We start from the raw sequence: 13,358 nt of genomic DNA, 5'->3' as shown, positions 1-13,358 counted from the left end.
TCGCAGGCTTCGCCAGCTCCTACAGAGTCCTGCGGGAGCCCTCGCCACAAAAGCGGGACGATCAGCGCCGCTGCAGCGGCTGTGCCTCGAACGTCACACCGGCCAGCCCATGGGCCATCAGCGCGCGGATATTGCCGTGATCGCTGCCTTCGGGCGTGGCCAGCACCGAACGGTAATGTTCGCCAAACGCCAGCAGCGCTTCTTCATCGCTCAAGCCTTCGAGCAGCGCCAGGCCCAGGGTCTTGCACGAACCTTCGTTCTGCCCGGCGGCGTTGTGCACGCCACCGTTGTCGAAGGCCTGGGGCTGGTAGTCGTAACCGGCGGCGATAAAGGCCAGGGTGTCGGCGAAGGCATGTTCGCCGCTCTTGAGACGGGTACGCAGGGTATTGAGATCAGGCATCGGGTTTTCCTTTGGCGAACGCCGCCTGTTGTTCGGCGCTGGCTTCTTTCTGGTATTGGGCTTTCCACTCGGCGTACGGCATGCCGTAGACCACTTCGCGGGCGTCGTCGAGGCTGACCTCGACCTGGCGTTCATCGGCGGCGGCCTTGTACCACTTGGACAGGCAGTTGCGGCAGAAGCCGGCGAGGTTCATCAGGTCGATGTTCTGCACATCCTTGCGGCTGTCCAGGTGGGCAACCAGCCGACGGAAAGCGGCGGCTTCGAGTTCGAGGCGTTGTTGGTCGTTCATGGTGTTCCCTGACGGGCAGCTGCAAGCGGCGAGCTTCAAGCTGCAAATTGGATGGCGTTGATCAGGCTTGAAGTTTACCGCTTGAAGCCAGTAGCGGCTACGAAGCCGCCCGGCTTGCCGCAAGGGTAATCGACACCGACTCGGCAAATCGCAAGGCGTGGGGTTTGTCGACTTCGACTTCGGCGTACAGCACCGATTCGTTGGCCATGACCAGGTCGAGCAATTCCTGGGTCAGACGTTCGAGCAGGGCGAAGCGGTTGCCTTCCACGTGGGCAATGATCGCCTTGGTGATGGTGCGGTAGTTCAGCGCGTGGTCGATGTCGTTGTCGCGCACCGCTTCCTGGGCAGCGTAGAGGATGGTCAGGTTGATCAACACATCCTGCTTGTTGAGGATTTCATCCTCGTTGATGCCGATGAAGGTGCGCAGGCGCAGGTCCTTGACCTTGATGCGTGCCATGGATGGCTGAAGTTGTGGCATTTAATTGCTCCGTCGAATCAATTGCAGGAACTCCTGGCGCGTGGTGCTGGAATCGCGAAAGGCGCCGAGCATCACCGAGGTGTTCATGGTCGAGTTCTGTTTTTCGACACCGCGCATCATCATGCACATGTGCTGGGCCTCGATCACCACCGCCACGCCGGCGGCCTGGGTGACCTGCTGCACCGCGTCGGCGATTTGCCGGGTCAGGTTCTCCTGGATTTGCAGGCGGCGGGCGAACATGTCCACCAATCGGGCGATCTTCGACAGCCCCAGGACCTTGCCCGTAGGAATATAAGCCACATGGGCCTTGCCGATGAAGGGCAACAGGTGATGTTCGCAGAGTGAATAGAGCTCGATGTCGGCGACGATCACCATTTCATCGCTGTCAGAGGCGAACAGCGCGCCGTTGACGATCTGCTCGACGCTTTGTTCATAACCATGGCAGAGGTACTGCATGGCCTTGGCGGCACGGACCGGGGTATCGAGCAGACCTTCGCGCTCGGGGTTTTCCCCCAGGCCTATAAGGATCTCTCGGTAGTTCTGGGGCAGGGATAGCGTCATGGTGCATCCTCGAAACAAGGCTATTTGACGTGCCGCCCGCCGTTGACGGTCAGGGTCGTGCCGGTGACATAAGGGTTGTCCAGCAGATAACGCAGGCTCTGGTAGATCACTTCGCTGCCGGGTTCGATGCCCAGCGCGGACTTGGCCAGGGCCTTGGCGCGGTAAGCCGCGTCGTCCTCGGGGTTGAACAGTAGCAGGGCCGGGGCGATGCCGTTGACCTTGATCGCCGGGGCGAACTTCGCCGCGAACGACAGGGTCAGGCTTTCCAGGCCGGCCTTGGTGGCGCAATAGGCGATATGCCGGGCGCTGCCCTTGCGGGTCACGTCATCGCTGATGTGCACGATATCCGCCGGGGTTGAACGCTGCAGCAGCTCGGCGCCGTGCAGGTTGATCAGGTAAGGCGCAAGCATGTGCACGCCGAACATGGCGTTGAAGGCCGTCGCTTCGCTGCCGGGCTCTTCGGCCAACCAGGCCGAGGCGTTGTGCACGATGGCCCGCAGCCGGTCGGTGTGCTGCTTGAGTTGTTCGATAAAGGCCAGGATCCCCGCTTCGCTGGAGAAGTCGGCAAACAGCACCACCGCCCCCAGGTCCCGCAGCGTCTGCACGCCAGGGCGTTCGGTGCGATAGGTCGCGATCACCGGTTGCCCGTCTTCCAGCAATCGCCGGGCACAATGCAGGCCGACGCGCTGGGCTGCGCCAGTGATCAGGATCGGGGCGATGGCGCTGGACATAGGACGGCTCGGTTCACGGCAAGAGCAAAACTATAACAGCGACGCGGTGCGCGTCCTATGTCCAAAGGTGAATCCAGAGTTCCCCTGTGGGAGCGAGCTTGCTCGCGATAGCGGACTGACGGGCAACACTTGGTGTGGATGTACCGGCCTCATCGCGAGCAAGCTCGCTCCCACAGGTTTGGGGCTCCCACACGGATCAATGCGCAGGCTGGCGACATCAATGATTCTGCGTAGCCGGCAACGTCCGCTGTGGCGCGCCGTTGAGCCAGTTCGCCAGCAGATGGGTCGACATCGGGATAAACAGGTAGACCATCAGTGGCGTCAGGATCAGCGTGCTGATGAACACCCGGTTCAACAGGCCCAGTTCGCCCAGCAGCGGCCCCAACAGGAAATTGAACAACAGCGACACGGGAAAGAACGCCAGCCAGATGGCCACTGCCTGTTTCCAACGGGGCGGACGCTGGCCGACCGCACCGAACCAGCCATCGATGCCACGCACCCGATGTTCGGAGGGATGGGCAAACAGATCACTGCCCCGTCCCAGCCAGGCCATGCGAGAAGCAGAGTGTTCCCAGGCGTGCAGCGTTTGCTCGTCGGCAAAACGGAAGATGATCTGGAATTCATCGTCCTCGGGCGGTGGAGCGAGCACGCCGGAACCCAGGTAGCCGGGAAAGTCGGTTGCCAGTTGTTCGCCTTCGCGCAACCAGGCGATCAGGTCCTGATAACGTCCATTGGCAACGCGGCGGGCAACCATCAGGGTGACGGGTGAGGTAGACATTATGTATCTCCGTAAGACAGGCGCGGTACTCCGGGTAGGAGGTTCGCGGGGGACGCCCCGGGGTGGTGGGTAGCGTCTGGTCGCCAAAAAACAGGCAAGAATTATTCCCGATTGCGCATAAAACAACAAAACCGCACATCGAGTACGTTTATTCTTGTCATGACATGTCCTGGGAGGGGTAAACTAGGGTCCAATTTGCCAGCCGGAATTGTCTGCCAAAATGAGTGTAATCACCGAGGATGGCTTCGTTTTCCAGGGATCAGGTGCGTTGAAGCGGGAGGACCTGTTTCCCATTCGCGAAGTCGCGCGCATGACCGGCGTTAACCCCGTGACCCTGCGTGCCTGGGAGCGGCGCTACGGTCTGATCCAGCCTACCCGCACCGAAAGCGGGCATCGCCTGTACTCGTTGAGCGATATCGAAAAGGTGCGCAGCATCCTGGCCTGGCTCGAGCGCGGGGTGGCCGTCAGCAAAGTGGGAAAGATCCTGGCGAAGACCGAGTCGGTGCAACCGGTCTCCACGCTGATCTCATCCGATCTGGTCAGGACCGATCACGCCCGCTGGCAACAACAGGTGGCGGACGCGGTTAGCAATTTTGACGATGTAGAACTGGATCGCGTCTACGGGCAGGTCTTTTCCACCTACACCGTGCCGATCGTATTCCAGGAAATCCTGATGCCGCTTTGGCGACAGCTATTGCAGCGCCAGCAGACGTTCGGGCAAGCCAGCGAATGGGTGTTTCTTGATGGTTTCCTGCGTTCGCGCATCGCCCAGCGGCTCTTGCTCAAGCGCGAAGGTGCGTCGCCGCGTGTCCTGGTCTGCGCGATTGCCGATCATTGCCATGAACTGGAGTTGCTGGTCACGGCGCTGTTCCTGTCCAAGGAGGAAGTGGGCGTCAGGCTGTTGTCGATCGGCCTGCCGTTCGAGGAATTGACCCTGGTGTGCCAGAAGGTCCAACCGGTGGCATTGGTGCTGGTTTCCAATCATGCGCCAGCGGTCGATTTACCTAAACGCTTGGGGAAGTTGGCAATGAGCCTGGATTGCCCGTTGATGCTGGCCGGTGATGCATCCGATCTGGCACAGGAGAGCCTGGTTGGATCGTCGATCGGTTGCCTGGGCAATGAAGGAGCGGTGATGCGCCAGCGCCTGCGTCAATTTCTGGCAGGCAACCTCGACACCTAGAGATGCATGGAGGGATGGGTCAGGCGATGTTGCTGCAGGATGTACTGGCGCAGGCGCTCCGTCTCGTCCTGGTCATTCTGGCTCAGGTGGTAGGCAAACAGGCCGCGATCGGTTTCCCGTTCGAAGGTGCCTCGCAAGGAAATTCTCTCGTAGCCTGATGGGCTGAACCACAAGGCAAACTGCTTCGGCGGTTTGGTTCGACTGCGGTTTTCCAGCAATACGCCTTTGCAGGAGACTTCGTGGACCCACAGCGGTCCCGGCTGACCCTTGATATTTTCCAGCGCCACCGGCTCTTCGAGCGCCAGACGCCATGGGCGTATCTTCGGTCCGTCCTCGTAGATGCTCGGTACACCCAAGCGCAGGTGCATCGCATGGAATTCGTCTTCCACCAGATGCAGCGGAAAGGTCATTTGCTGGTTTTCGAAATTGGCTTGCAGCGTAACCTGCTCATTTGCCGCCAGACGTGTCAGCAAGTCACGGATCTGCGACCCACCGTTTACCAGCAAGCTCGACGTGACATCCCGCTCGTTCAGTTGCGGGTTGTGTTGCATGGTTCGGATGAAATCCAGTTCATCCTGCGTCAGAAGGGCATCGCGCTGCATGATCTGCTCGAAATGATTATTTACGTGTTCACTGGTGATTGTAGTGACTGACCATTAATTCGTGGTTTTGTTTGAACCGTTCGTCGCTTCGAGCCGGGCAATTGTCTCCCGCGCGTCGGCCAGCTCCTTTTCCAGCTGTGCGACGCGTTGTTGAGCCTTGACCTGGGTCGTGACGTCTTTTTGCACACCCACGAAATAGGTATGTCCGTCAGCCTGGTTTTTTACCGTGGACAGTGACAACTCATTCCAGAACGGCGTGCCGTCCTTGCGGTAATTGCGCAGCACCTCACGACAGGTACCACCCTCTTTCAGGGCTTTGCGAATCAGCTCCAGCGAGGGCTGGTCCCTATCACCCGATTGCAGGAACCGGCAATCCTGATAGAGGATTTCGTCGCGGTGATAACCGGTCAATCGTTCGAAGGCCGGGTTTACGTAGATCAGGATATTGTCTTCGCCTTCTTTTTCGGCGATGACAATCCCGTCGTTCGAAGCATTGATGACCAGTTGCATCAGTTGAGCGTTGATCATGGGGAGAACCCTTTGAACATCCTTGTCGAAGCAGCATTCTAAAAGAAATCGACAGGCTGTCCACTGGCCATTAGGGCCGTTGAGAGCCATTCGTAGCCTGACAGGCGCAACTGGTACTATTCCGGCTCTTTTTTCAGGTTCAGGATCAGATTGATGAAAGTCGCCATTCTTTCCGGCTCGGTGTATGGCACCGCCGAAGAAGTCGCCCGGCACGCCGCCAAACTGCTTCGCGAGGCAGGCTTTGAAACCTGGCACGACCCGCGTGCGACCCTGGCGGATGTGCAGGCATTCGCCCCAGAGGCCGTGCTGGCAGTGACTTCCACGACCGGCATGGGCGAGTTGCCGGACAATTTGATGCCGTTGTATTCGGTCATCCGCGACCAGTTGCCCGGGTTCTTTCGTGGTTTGCCTGGCGCGGTGATCGGCCTGGGCGACGCCAGCTATGGGGATACCTTCTGCGCCGGTGGCGAGCAGATGTGCGAGCTGTTCGTCGAATTGGGCGTACGCGAGGTGCTGCCGATGCTGCGTCTGGATGCCAGCGAAAGTGTCACGCCGGAAACCGACGCCGAGCCATGGCTCGCTGAGTTGATCGACACGTTGCGCGCTTGAAGCGGGTGCGCTGACTCGTTCGGCCAGTAAGCTGGCTGCCAACGCAACTACCGCCTCTGAAAGAGCTGACTAGACTGATTTTCTTGCGTACGACGTTTCGATCGAGACATATAACAAGAAACCAGAGGTCAGAGCCGTGAGCGTAGCGCCCGTCCAAACGACACTCAGCATCAAGGGTCAGGTCAGTGCGGCCGAATGGCAAACCCGGGTGGACCTTGCCGCCTGTTATCGGCTTGTCGCGCTGCATGGTTGGGATGACCTGATCTTCACCCATATTTCCGCAAAGGTTCCCGGTACCGAGGATTTCCTGATCAACCCGTTCGGGATGATGTTCCATGAAATTACCGCCTCGAGCCTGGTCAAGGTCGATCAGGCCGGCAACAAGTTGATGGACAGCCCCTACGAGATCAACCCGGCCGGCTACACCATCCACAGTGCGGTGCATGAGGTGCGCCATGATGTGGCCTGTGTGCTGCACACCCACACCGCTGCTGGCGTGGCGGTATCGGCCCAGAAGCAGGGGGTGCTGCCGATCAGCCAGCAATCGCTGTTCGTGCTGTCGAGCCTGGCCTATCACGCCTACGAAGGGGTGGCCTTGAATCACGAAGAAAAGGCTCGCCTGCAGGTGGACCTGGGCGAGAGCAACTTCCTGATGCTGCATAACCATGGCTTGCTGACCTGCGGCGGGACCATCGCCGATACCTTCCTGATGATGTTCACCTTTCAGCGGGCCTGTGACATTCAGGTCCTGGCGCAGAGCGGCGGGGCCGAACTGATTGCCATCGAGCCGCAGATCCTGGCTGGCGCCCGGGCGATGATCGCCGGGGTGACCAAAAGCGCCCAGGGCATGGGCGGCGCGTTGGCCTGGCCGGCGTTGTTGCGCAAGCTCGATCAACAAGACGCCGGGTATAGAAGCTGATGCCCCTGGCCCAGATTCCCCTGCGTATCTGGCGCCAGCGCAGCCAGATCTTCATGTTCCGTGGTCATGCCATCCGTTACTGGGTGGCCGGGCAGGGCGAGCCGCTGCTGCTGATCCACGGTTTTCCCACCGCCAGTTGGGATTGGCATTACCTGTGGCAACCGCTGGCGCAACGCTACCGGGTGATCGCGTGTGACATGCTCGGTTTCGGCGACTCCGCCAAACCGACGGATCACGTCTACAGCCTGCTGGAGCAAGCCGATTTGCAGCAGGCCTTGCTGGCGCACCTGAATGTGCGGGGCGCGCTGCATGTGTTGGCCCACGATTACGGCGACAGCGTGGCCCAGGAACTGCTGGCGCGGCATTACGAAGCGCGCATCCACCTCGCCAGTTGTGTCTTTCTCAATGGCGGCCTGTTCCCGGAAACCCACCGCCCGGTCTGGGCCCAGAAACTCTTGCTCAGCCCCCTGGGGTGGCTGTTGGGGCGGGCGTTCTCCCGGGAAAGCCTGGTCAGCAGCTTTCGGCAGATTTTCGGCCCCAGGACCACCCCCACTGAAAGCGAGTTGGATGATTTCTGGAGCCTGGTGCAAGCCCATCACGGTCCGAGGATCATGCACAAGCTCATCGCCTATATTCCCGAACGCCGTGTGCAGCGTGATCGCTGGGTGCAGGCGATGCAGCGCGGCGACGTGCCGTTGCGGGTGATCGACGGCGCGCTCGACCCGATTTCCGGTGAGCACATGGTGGCGCGCTACGAGGTCCTGATCCCGAACCCGGACACGGTGTTGTTGCCCGACATTGGTCATTACCCGCACATCGAGGCGCCGGTGCAGGTGCTCAAGCATTACCTGGCGTTTCGCGAAGCCATCGCCGCGCCGAGCAGACAAATGGCCTGTTCATGACGACACCCTGTGGGGGCTAGCTTGTGTGGGAGCGATTGTGAATACGGAATTTGTGGGTAACAAAATCCCTTGTGGGAGCGAGCTTGCTCGCGATGGCAGCGCCGGAAATTGAATGTGCCGCCGTGGCCTGGGCCTGCATCATCCCCTCACCTTATCGCCCACCATTCACTGGCAACCGTGTTGATTGTGACCGGCCGACTTGTGCCGGACACTCGTGCCCATTGTCCTGTCCGCCTGCTGGAGTTCTGTCATGAGTGAGTCTGTGCGCTTCGAAGATAAAGTCGTGATCGTCACGGGAGCCGGCGGTGGCCTGGGACGCGCCCATGCGCTGCTGTTCGCCAGGCAAGGCGCGAAAGTGCTGGTCAACGACCTTGGCGGCTCGGCTCAAGGGGAAGGGGCCAACGCCTCGGCAGCAGACCGGGTGGTCGCCGAAATCCGCGAGGCGGGCGGTATCGCCGAGGCCAACCACGACTCGGTGACCGATGGCGACAAGCTGGTACAAAACGCCCTCGACGCGTTCGGTCGCGTCGATGTGGTGGTCAACAACGCAGGGATCCTGCGGGACAAGACGTTCCACAAAATGGACGACGCCGACTGGGACCTGGTCTACCGCGTCCACGTCGAGGGCGCCTACAAGGTGACCCGGGCCGCGTGGCCGCACTTGCGTGAGCAAAACTACGGGCGGGTGATCTTCACGGCGTCTACCTCGGGCATCTACGGCAACTTCGGCCAATCCAACTACGGCATGGCCAAGCTCGGCCTCTATGGTTTGACTCGGACCCTGGCCATCGAAGGCCGCAAGAACAACATCCTGGTCAATGCCATCGCCCCCACCGGCGGCACGCGCATGACCGAAGGCCTGATCCCGCCGCAGGTATTCGAACAACTCAAGCCCGAACTCGTCAGCCCGCTGGTGGTGTACCTGGCCAGTGAGACCTGCCAGGAAACCTCCGGCCTGTTCGAAGTGGGCGGCGGCTGGATGGGCAAGGTGCGCTGGGAACGCAGCCTGGGGGCGGGCTTCGATCCGCGCAAAGGTTTTTCGCCCGAAGACGTCGCCGCCCATTGGCAGCAGATCTGCGACTTCGAGCATGCGGTGCACCCGAACGACAACCTGGAAGCCTTGAAAGAAATGATGGCGAACCTGCAACGCCACGCCATCTAAGCCTCATTGCCCGGGCCGGTTGCCGTCAGTCGCGGTAACCGTGCTCATGGAAAATATTTTTTCACCAGGGCCGCCAGGTTCGCGGCGGTCTCGATAGGGCACAGACCTATCCCGCACGGCTCAACATCCAGGCAAAGCGCTCAGCGGGCCATTCCTTGCGGTCTGATACCTGCCCGTCACCGAGCTCGACCACCCGCAGCACACCGTCTGACCTGAGTACTACGTCGACCGAGAAAAAAGGACTGTCAATCAGCCGTGCGCACTCGGTCACCAACTCAGGAATCTCATCGGTGACGCCATAGGTCTGCCCATGGAATACAAAATAGCGACGCTCGGTTTCTTCAATGTAATCCTCTCGTCGCCTGACGCATATACCGCCTTCAATCTGCCCCCGGTATTGGCGCATCTCTTCAACAAGCGGAGCTATGCCTTCGGGAGTGTCCACTAGGCTGCCACCACCGGTGTTAAGTGACTTTACGTAGTCCTTGATGAAGTAGCCTGGCCATTGCAGACCTTCGAGCGCTTGAACGAAGTTTGCATCGCTGTCCAGCACCACCGTTTCGCTCGTATAGGCAGTCAACAACGGATACCACTGTGGCAGGTGATGACAGTGTCGATATTGCGGGGCGTTGGTGACTTCAATGACGCCTTTTTCACGCAGTTGGTTAACCAAAGCAGCATAAGCGTCGGGTGTCAGCATCCACCCGCGGTACAAAATCGAGTCTCCGGGCGTGAGGGACGCAGAAGTCTTGAAAAGGCCCGCTTCGAAATCTTCAAAAGAGAACAGCACAGTCCTCAGTCCCGCAGTCATTACCGCTTCGTACTCTTCAGCGTACTGCTCGTCAGGACGTTTTTTATCAAATGGGTCGCTAGGATAGAGGAGGTGCATTGCTTCTTACCGATGAGAAGTGGAGGGTCAAAATGCTGCTGGGTTCGGTACATCATGACGCCGGAGTCGATAGACCCCTGCTGCCGATTATTCAGCAGCAAGGGCGTTCAAATATCTGGAGCGTCAGGGTTGCTTGAAGCCTGGTTTACCGTTGGCTGCACGCCAGTTTTTTATCTCGTCGACTATCGCCTCAGAGCTTTCCTTGCCAGGCTCTGGATAGAATAGTAAATCTGACCCGGCGGGATGCTCTGAGATTCTCTCGAACTCTAGTACTGCATCGATATCCGCTTCTTCTGAAGGGTAATTCCCCTCTGAAATTTCTATAACAAAGGCAAGAAATTCTTTCTCCGTTATATCTGTTGTTATTTTTTTCATTGCTTGCGCTCTCTATGAATTTCAATGTGTCTTTTAGGGGTGGTGAGAGTGATGTTGTCGATATCGTAAACTTGGCCATTTAAGGATACGAAATGTTTATGGTGAAGTTCATACTTTATTCGGGCGCCAATTTTTTCAGCTTTCCTGACGTAGGCGGAGCGTCCGTTCTCCATACGAACCCGATTGCGTAAATTAAACTGTTGAGAAAGTATAGGATCTCCGGCAACGGCCTTCCAAAAAGCCTCCCGAAACTTCCTGAAATTCCTAAACTCTCTCCCCCTCAACTGATCCGCAATCTGCGACGGAATGGCTGCCCCTTCACCTTTCGATGCTGCATCCGTCCACACGCCTGAAACCGGAGCCCCCATTCCCAGCGCAACCCCAGGGTCTTCCCTTCGATCCCTGAACATGACGTACAGAGGCGGCAGGCCCGAGTCGATTGGGAAAACGAAAACATAATCATCGAAGCTGTCTGCGGTTATTTCGGGGAACGGATCGATCCTTCCCTCTATGGGCTTTACCGATGCGCCTGTATAAACAGGCGGGGCGGGTGGTTCGGCGGGAAGGGCCGTGGAGCTGCTGCCGGGTTGAACGACCGGCGTCCACGTCAAGGTTCTGGGTGGGGTTTGTTCAGTTGTAGCGATGTAGAGGTTTTGTTGTGCGTCATAGGTAACCGGAACCACTCTGACTTTCGACGGATGGGTTACGCCGTCGATGTTGATCACGAGGATTTCGGATTGGCCATCCACGGTCGCTTGAGAAGTGAGGCGTACCGGTAAGTCAACGAATCCGTCGGCCGCTGCGATTGCATGAAAGTCGTGGTGTTGGATCGGTGCGAGTTCTGAGAGTGGCGTGCTGAACGCATATCGCTCGGGTAATTCACCGTTCGCCAGCTTGGGTGAATAGAGCAGCGCCGCAAAACCCGCCAAGGTCGGCACAGCCACTGCGGTGAGCGACTCGATAGCCATGGCGACTGCGGCTCGTAGCGCAGCCTGGATTGCCAAGGTCACTTCAGAACTTATGGCCAGGCTACTGCCGACAAGCGTGAGCACCGGACCGGCTGCGGCTGCCGCGCCCGGTATCGGATAGGCGCGCCCCGCCAGGACTTGTTCCAGTGCTTGTGCCTGGGCTACGCGTAGGATCTGGGCTTCGGCTGCCTTGCGTGCCTCTTCCGCGGAAGCCCATTCAGAAGAATTGTTAAAGACGGTATAGATGGGCGGAATACCCGACTCAACCGGGAACACCGTGACGAACCCATTACCAAAATCGTAATCCTCCAGCTCCGGATCCTTATCGACCCCTCTGGTTATGGCCCAGGGGGTTCCGCCTTCATAGAGGTCGATCTTCGGCACGATCGATGGCAGTGTCGTGGATGCATCCGTTTCTTTTACGATAGGCGTCCAGGTCATCAAGGTGGATGAGCCATCTGGACTGTAGGATTTGTAGACGTTGCTGTGAGGGTCGAGTGTTGCAAGCCTGACCGGCACGCTGGAGGGCACCGATGTTCCGTCGGCACTCGCGACGACGAACATCATTTCGTCGTCGGTGGTCATGGAACCCAGCACAATCGGGAGATTGATTTCTCCTTTCGATGCTGCGATTGCCAGCAAATCATCGGTGTTGGCTGGAGCTAGTTCTGATAGGGGAACACTCAGGGCGTAGCGTTCTTCGTTGCCCAGCTCCGACGGGTCAATCAGTGACGCAAACCATGCAACAGCGGGTAATGCCTTTGCGGTAACTGTTTTTAGGATCGCCGACACCGCGGTGCGCAACTCATCCGTGATGCTCGAGGCGGTCACCCGGTTGGGGGCGAAGGTCCCACCTGCGATTGTAAATACTGGGCCAGCGGCTGCGGCGGAGCCCGATACAGGAAATGTACGGGTAGCCCGGGCTGGTTGACGTGCCTTTTGAACTTCTGCCTGACGCCTCGCTTCCTCCGCCTCCAGTTCTTCAGCAGCGGCCCATCTTTCGGCCTCCCATAAGGCCATGGCGGCATCGTGGGCTTGTTTGGCCGCGACCTTTTCCGCTTCTGCCAGTTGTCGGGCTTTTGTCGCCGCGACAGCTGCAATCTTTGCCCGTTCTTCCGCTTCACGTAGAGCTTGAGCCACCTTTTGTGCTTTTTCAGCGGCCAAACGCTGTACTTCTTTTTGCACCTGCTCCTGAGCCTGTACCGCAGCCAGCCATTTAAGTACTTCGACTTGCTGCTGATTCAGCATATTGATGGCTTGGGACAGCAGCCTTGCCTCGTACGCTGCCTTGAGCGATGTGGCCCAGGCTTTTATCGCAATACCGTTCGGGGGGACTAGCCTCTCTAGGGTCAGGGCTTTCGGATAGAACGCCTGTAATGGCTTACCGATTGGATCGACGCCGTAGAAACTATTGGCAAGCGCTGTTTTTTGATGGAATTGGGCGGTTTTTCGCGCCAACAGTGTATTGCGAACGCTCAATTCGCGAGCGATTGCCGCTGCGGGGGGAAGAGAGCGTGTCGATCCCTCAAGCCTAATCGCTGCCAGATCGTTCTCAATGGTTTGCGGCAGCTTGCTGAGCTGGGTTTGGTACGTGCTTTCTGCAGTTTTGGTCGTGCTCTTCAACGTATGCAAAACCATACCGATCGCAGGTTCAAAACCTGCATGGCTATAGTCAGAAAAGCTCGGCGAAGCTGAACTGTCACCATCGGTGCCTATATGAGCCCTGCCTGCCGAACGATCCGGCGTGCCGCCATGTCCATGGTTGGGAGATGGTGAAGAAGAAGGTGGCGTGCGAGGTATACCTCTATTCACAAGGATATTTTTTTCTTGCTGCATATCGAGTTCCTTTCGAATCGAATCTGAATAGCCACGCCGTCATTCAACACATGCGGTCGTTCACGGCTATTTGCGTAATCACCCATCCCGGGCGACCAAGGAAACTATAAGTTCGAACTCTCAATGCAGGCAGGTGAGCCCTTCCGACAAC

General features: G+C 58.5%; 16 protein-coding genes. 5 read left to right on the top strand and 11 right to left on the bottom strand.

Annotated elements, in window-relative coordinates; genetic code table 11:
* Positions 1 to 61 precede the first annotated feature (61 nt).
* The 6 genes from LOY50_RS23710 to LOY50_RS23685 all read right to left on the bottom strand — a co-directional run bounded on the left by LOY50_RS23710 (position 62) and on the right by LOY50_RS23685 (position 3,237).
* Complete coding sequence (locus tag LOY50_RS23710; protein ID WP_253478074.1) at positions 62 to 400, bottom strand: HopJ type III effector protein; 339 nt, start codon at positions 398 to 400, stop codon at positions 62 to 64.
* On the bottom strand, positions 393 to 689 hold the full coding sequence (locus LOY50_RS23705) for a DUF1244 domain-containing protein (RefSeq protein WP_003205454.1): 297 nt from the start codon (positions 687 to 689) through the stop codon (positions 393 to 395). The genes LOY50_RS23710 and LOY50_RS23705 overlap by 8 nt, the downstream gene beginning before the upstream one ends.
* 97 nt (positions 690 to 786) lie before the next feature.
* Positions 787 to 1,167 (bottom strand): dihydroneopterin triphosphate 2'-epimerase, encoded by a 381-nt coding sequence (folX, locus tag LOY50_RS23700; protein WP_214512482.1) that lies wholly within the window; start codon positions 1,165 to 1,167, stop codon positions 787 to 789.
* Positions 1,168 to 1,728, bottom strand: a complete 561-nt coding sequence (folE, locus tag LOY50_RS23695; protein ID WP_003205453.1) for a GTP cyclohydrolase I FolE — start codon at positions 1,726 to 1,728, stop codon at positions 1,168 to 1,170. It abuts the gene before it with no gap.
* A 20-nt stretch (positions 1,729 to 1,748) separates the two neighbouring features.
* Positions 1,749 to 2,459, bottom strand: a complete 711-nt coding sequence (folM, locus tag LOY50_RS23690) for a dihydromonapterin reductase (RefSeq protein WP_253478071.1) — start codon at positions 2,457 to 2,459, stop codon at positions 1,749 to 1,751.
* 217 nt (positions 2,460 to 2,676) lie between these two features.
* Positions 2,677 to 3,237 carry an antibiotic biosynthesis monooxygenase gene (locus tag LOY50_RS23685; RefSeq protein WP_258689342.1) on the bottom strand — a complete coding sequence of 187 codons (561 nt, stop codon included), beginning with the start codon at positions 3,235 to 3,237 and terminating at the stop codon, positions 2,677 to 2,679.
* Between the two features lie 220 nt (positions 3,238 to 3,457).
* On the opposite strand from LOY50_RS23685, the gene LOY50_RS23680 reads away from it, so the two are divergent.
* Complete coding sequence (locus LOY50_RS23680) at positions 3,458 to 4,417, top strand: MerR family transcriptional regulator (protein ID WP_258689341.1); 960 nt, start codon at positions 3,458 to 3,460, stop codon at positions 4,415 to 4,417.
* Here the strand turns inward: LOY50_RS23680 and LOY50_RS23675 are convergent.
* Together LOY50_RS23675 and LOY50_RS23670 are read right to left on the bottom strand one after the other, a co-directional pair.
* Positions 4,414 to 5,019: a hypothetical protein gene (locus LOY50_RS23675; protein WP_018604184.1), complete on the bottom strand. Its 606-nt coding sequence runs from the start codon at positions 5,017 to 5,019 to the stop codon at positions 4,414 to 4,416. The genes LOY50_RS23680 and LOY50_RS23675 overlap by 4 nt on opposite strands.
* A gap of 54 nt (positions 5,020 to 5,073) precedes the next feature.
* A complete protein-coding gene (locus tag LOY50_RS23670) occupies positions 5,074 to 5,547 on the bottom strand; it encodes a PAS domain-containing protein (protein WP_253478063.1) in 474 nt (157 codons plus the stop codon).
* 153 nt (positions 5,548 to 5,700) lie between these two features.
* Here LOY50_RS23670 and LOY50_RS23665 point away from each other — a divergent pair, with 153 nt between their 5' ends.
* The 4 genes from LOY50_RS23665 (at position 5,701) to LOY50_RS23650 (ending at position 9,139) form a co-directional block, all read left to right on the top strand.
* Positions 5,701 to 6,156 carry a flavodoxin gene (locus tag LOY50_RS23665; RefSeq protein ID WP_253478059.1) on the top strand — a complete coding sequence of 152 codons (456 nt, stop codon included), beginning with the start codon at positions 5,701 to 5,703 and terminating at the stop codon, positions 6,154 to 6,156.
* Positions 6,157 to 6,292: 136 nt separating this feature from the next.
* A complete protein-coding gene (locus tag LOY50_RS23660) occupies positions 6,293 to 7,075 on the top strand; it encodes a class II aldolase/adducin family protein (RefSeq protein WP_258689340.1) in 783 nt (260 codons plus the stop codon).
* On the top strand, positions 7,075 to 7,977 hold the full coding sequence (locus tag LOY50_RS23655; protein ID WP_258689338.1) for an alpha/beta fold hydrolase: 903 nt from the start codon (positions 7,075 to 7,077) through the stop codon (positions 7,975 to 7,977). Before LOY50_RS23660 ends, LOY50_RS23655 begins: the two co-directional genes overlap by 1 nt.
* A 250-nt stretch (positions 7,978 to 8,227) precedes the next feature.
* Positions 8,228 to 9,139: an SDR family oxidoreductase gene (locus LOY50_RS23650; RefSeq protein ID WP_053125096.1), complete on the top strand. Its 912-nt coding sequence runs from the start codon at positions 8,228 to 8,230 to the stop codon at positions 9,137 to 9,139.
* Between the two features lie 106 nt (positions 9,140 to 9,245).
* Here LOY50_RS23650 and LOY50_RS23645 read toward each other — a convergent pair whose 3' ends face one another.
* The 3 genes from LOY50_RS23645 to LOY50_RS23635 form a co-directional block, all read right to left on the bottom strand.
* Positions 9,246 to 10,028 (bottom strand): ATP-grasp domain-containing protein, encoded by a 783-nt coding sequence (locus LOY50_RS23645; RefSeq protein WP_258689335.1) that lies wholly within the window; start codon positions 10,026 to 10,028, stop codon positions 9,246 to 9,248.
* A 123-nt stretch (positions 10,029 to 10,151) separates the two neighbouring features.
* Positions 10,152 to 10,403 (bottom strand): bacteriocin immunity protein, encoded by a 252-nt coding sequence (locus LOY50_RS23640; RefSeq protein ID WP_253478047.1) that lies wholly within the window; start codon positions 10,401 to 10,403, stop codon positions 10,152 to 10,154.
* The gene (locus LOY50_RS23635) at positions 10,400 to 13,207 is read right to left on the bottom strand and encodes an S-type pyocin domain-containing protein (RefSeq protein WP_258689334.1); all 2,808 of its coding nucleotides are present in this window, start codon (positions 13,205 to 13,207) and stop codon (positions 10,400 to 10,402) included. The genes LOY50_RS23640 and LOY50_RS23635 overlap by 4 nt, the downstream gene beginning before the upstream one ends.
* Between the last annotated feature and the right edge of the window lie 151 nt (positions 13,208 to 13,358).

The sequence above is a fragment of the Pseudomonas sp. B21-010 genome (assembly GCF_024749325.1).
Classification (GTDB): Bacteria; Pseudomonadota; Gammaproteobacteria; order Pseudomonadales; family Pseudomonadaceae; genus Aquipseudomonas; species Aquipseudomonas kilonensis.
This window is presented reverse-complemented; position numbering and strand designations above follow the sequence as displayed.

Bases quoted from the DNA above. Each gene is read 5' to 3' on its own strand.
- LOY50_RS23710 (WP_253478074.1), bottom strand. From the start codon at position 400: ATGCCTGATCTCAATACCCTGCGTACCCGTCTCAAGAGCGGCGAACAT.
- LOY50_RS23705 (WP_003205454.1), bottom strand. From the start codon at position 689: ATGAACGACCAACAACGCCTCGAACTCGAAGCCGCCGCTTTCCGTCGG.
- folX (WP_214512482.1), bottom strand. From the start codon at position 1,167: ATGCCACAACTTCAGCCATCCATGGCACGCATCAAGGTCAAGGACCTG.
- folE (WP_003205453.1), bottom strand. From the start codon at position 1,728: ATGACGCTATCCCTGCCCCAGAACTACCGAGAGATCCTTATAGGCCTG.
- folM (WP_253478071.1), bottom strand. From the start codon at position 2,459: ATGTCCAGCGCCATCGCCCCGATCCTGATCACTGGCGCAGCCCAGCGC.
- LOY50_RS23685 (WP_258689342.1), bottom strand. From the start codon at position 3,237: ATGTCTACCTCACCCGTCACCCTGATGGTTGCCCGCCGCGTTGCCAAT.
- LOY50_RS23680 (WP_258689341.1), top strand. From the start codon at position 3,458: ATGAGTGTAATCACCGAGGATGGCTTCGTTTTCCAGGGATCAGGTGCG.
- LOY50_RS23675 (WP_018604184.1), bottom strand. From the start codon at position 5,019: ATGCAGCGCGATGCCCTTCTGACGCAGGATGAACTGGATTTCATCCGA.
- LOY50_RS23670 (WP_253478063.1), bottom strand. From the start codon at position 5,547: ATGATCAACGCTCAACTGATGCAACTGGTCATCAATGCTTCGAACGAC.
- LOY50_RS23665 (WP_253478059.1), top strand. From the start codon at position 5,701: ATGAAAGTCGCCATTCTTTCCGGCTCGGTGTATGGCACCGCCGAAGAA.
- LOY50_RS23655 (WP_258689338.1), top strand. From the start codon at position 7,075: ATGCCCCTGGCCCAGATTCCCCTGCGTATCTGGCGCCAGCGCAGCCAG.
- LOY50_RS23650 (WP_053125096.1), top strand. From the start codon at position 8,228: ATGAGTGAGTCTGTGCGCTTCGAAGATAAAGTCGTGATCGTCACGGGA.
- LOY50_RS23645 (WP_258689335.1), bottom strand. From the start codon at position 10,028: ATGCACCTCCTCTATCCTAGCGACCCATTTGATAAAAAACGTCCTGAC.
- LOY50_RS23640 (WP_253478047.1), bottom strand. From the start codon at position 10,403: ATGAAAAAAATAACAACAGATATAACGGAGAAAGAATTTCTTGCCTTT.
- LOY50_RS23635 (WP_258689334.1), bottom strand. From the start codon at position 13,207: ATGCAGCAAGAAAAAAATATCCTTGTGAATAGAGGTATACCTCGCACG.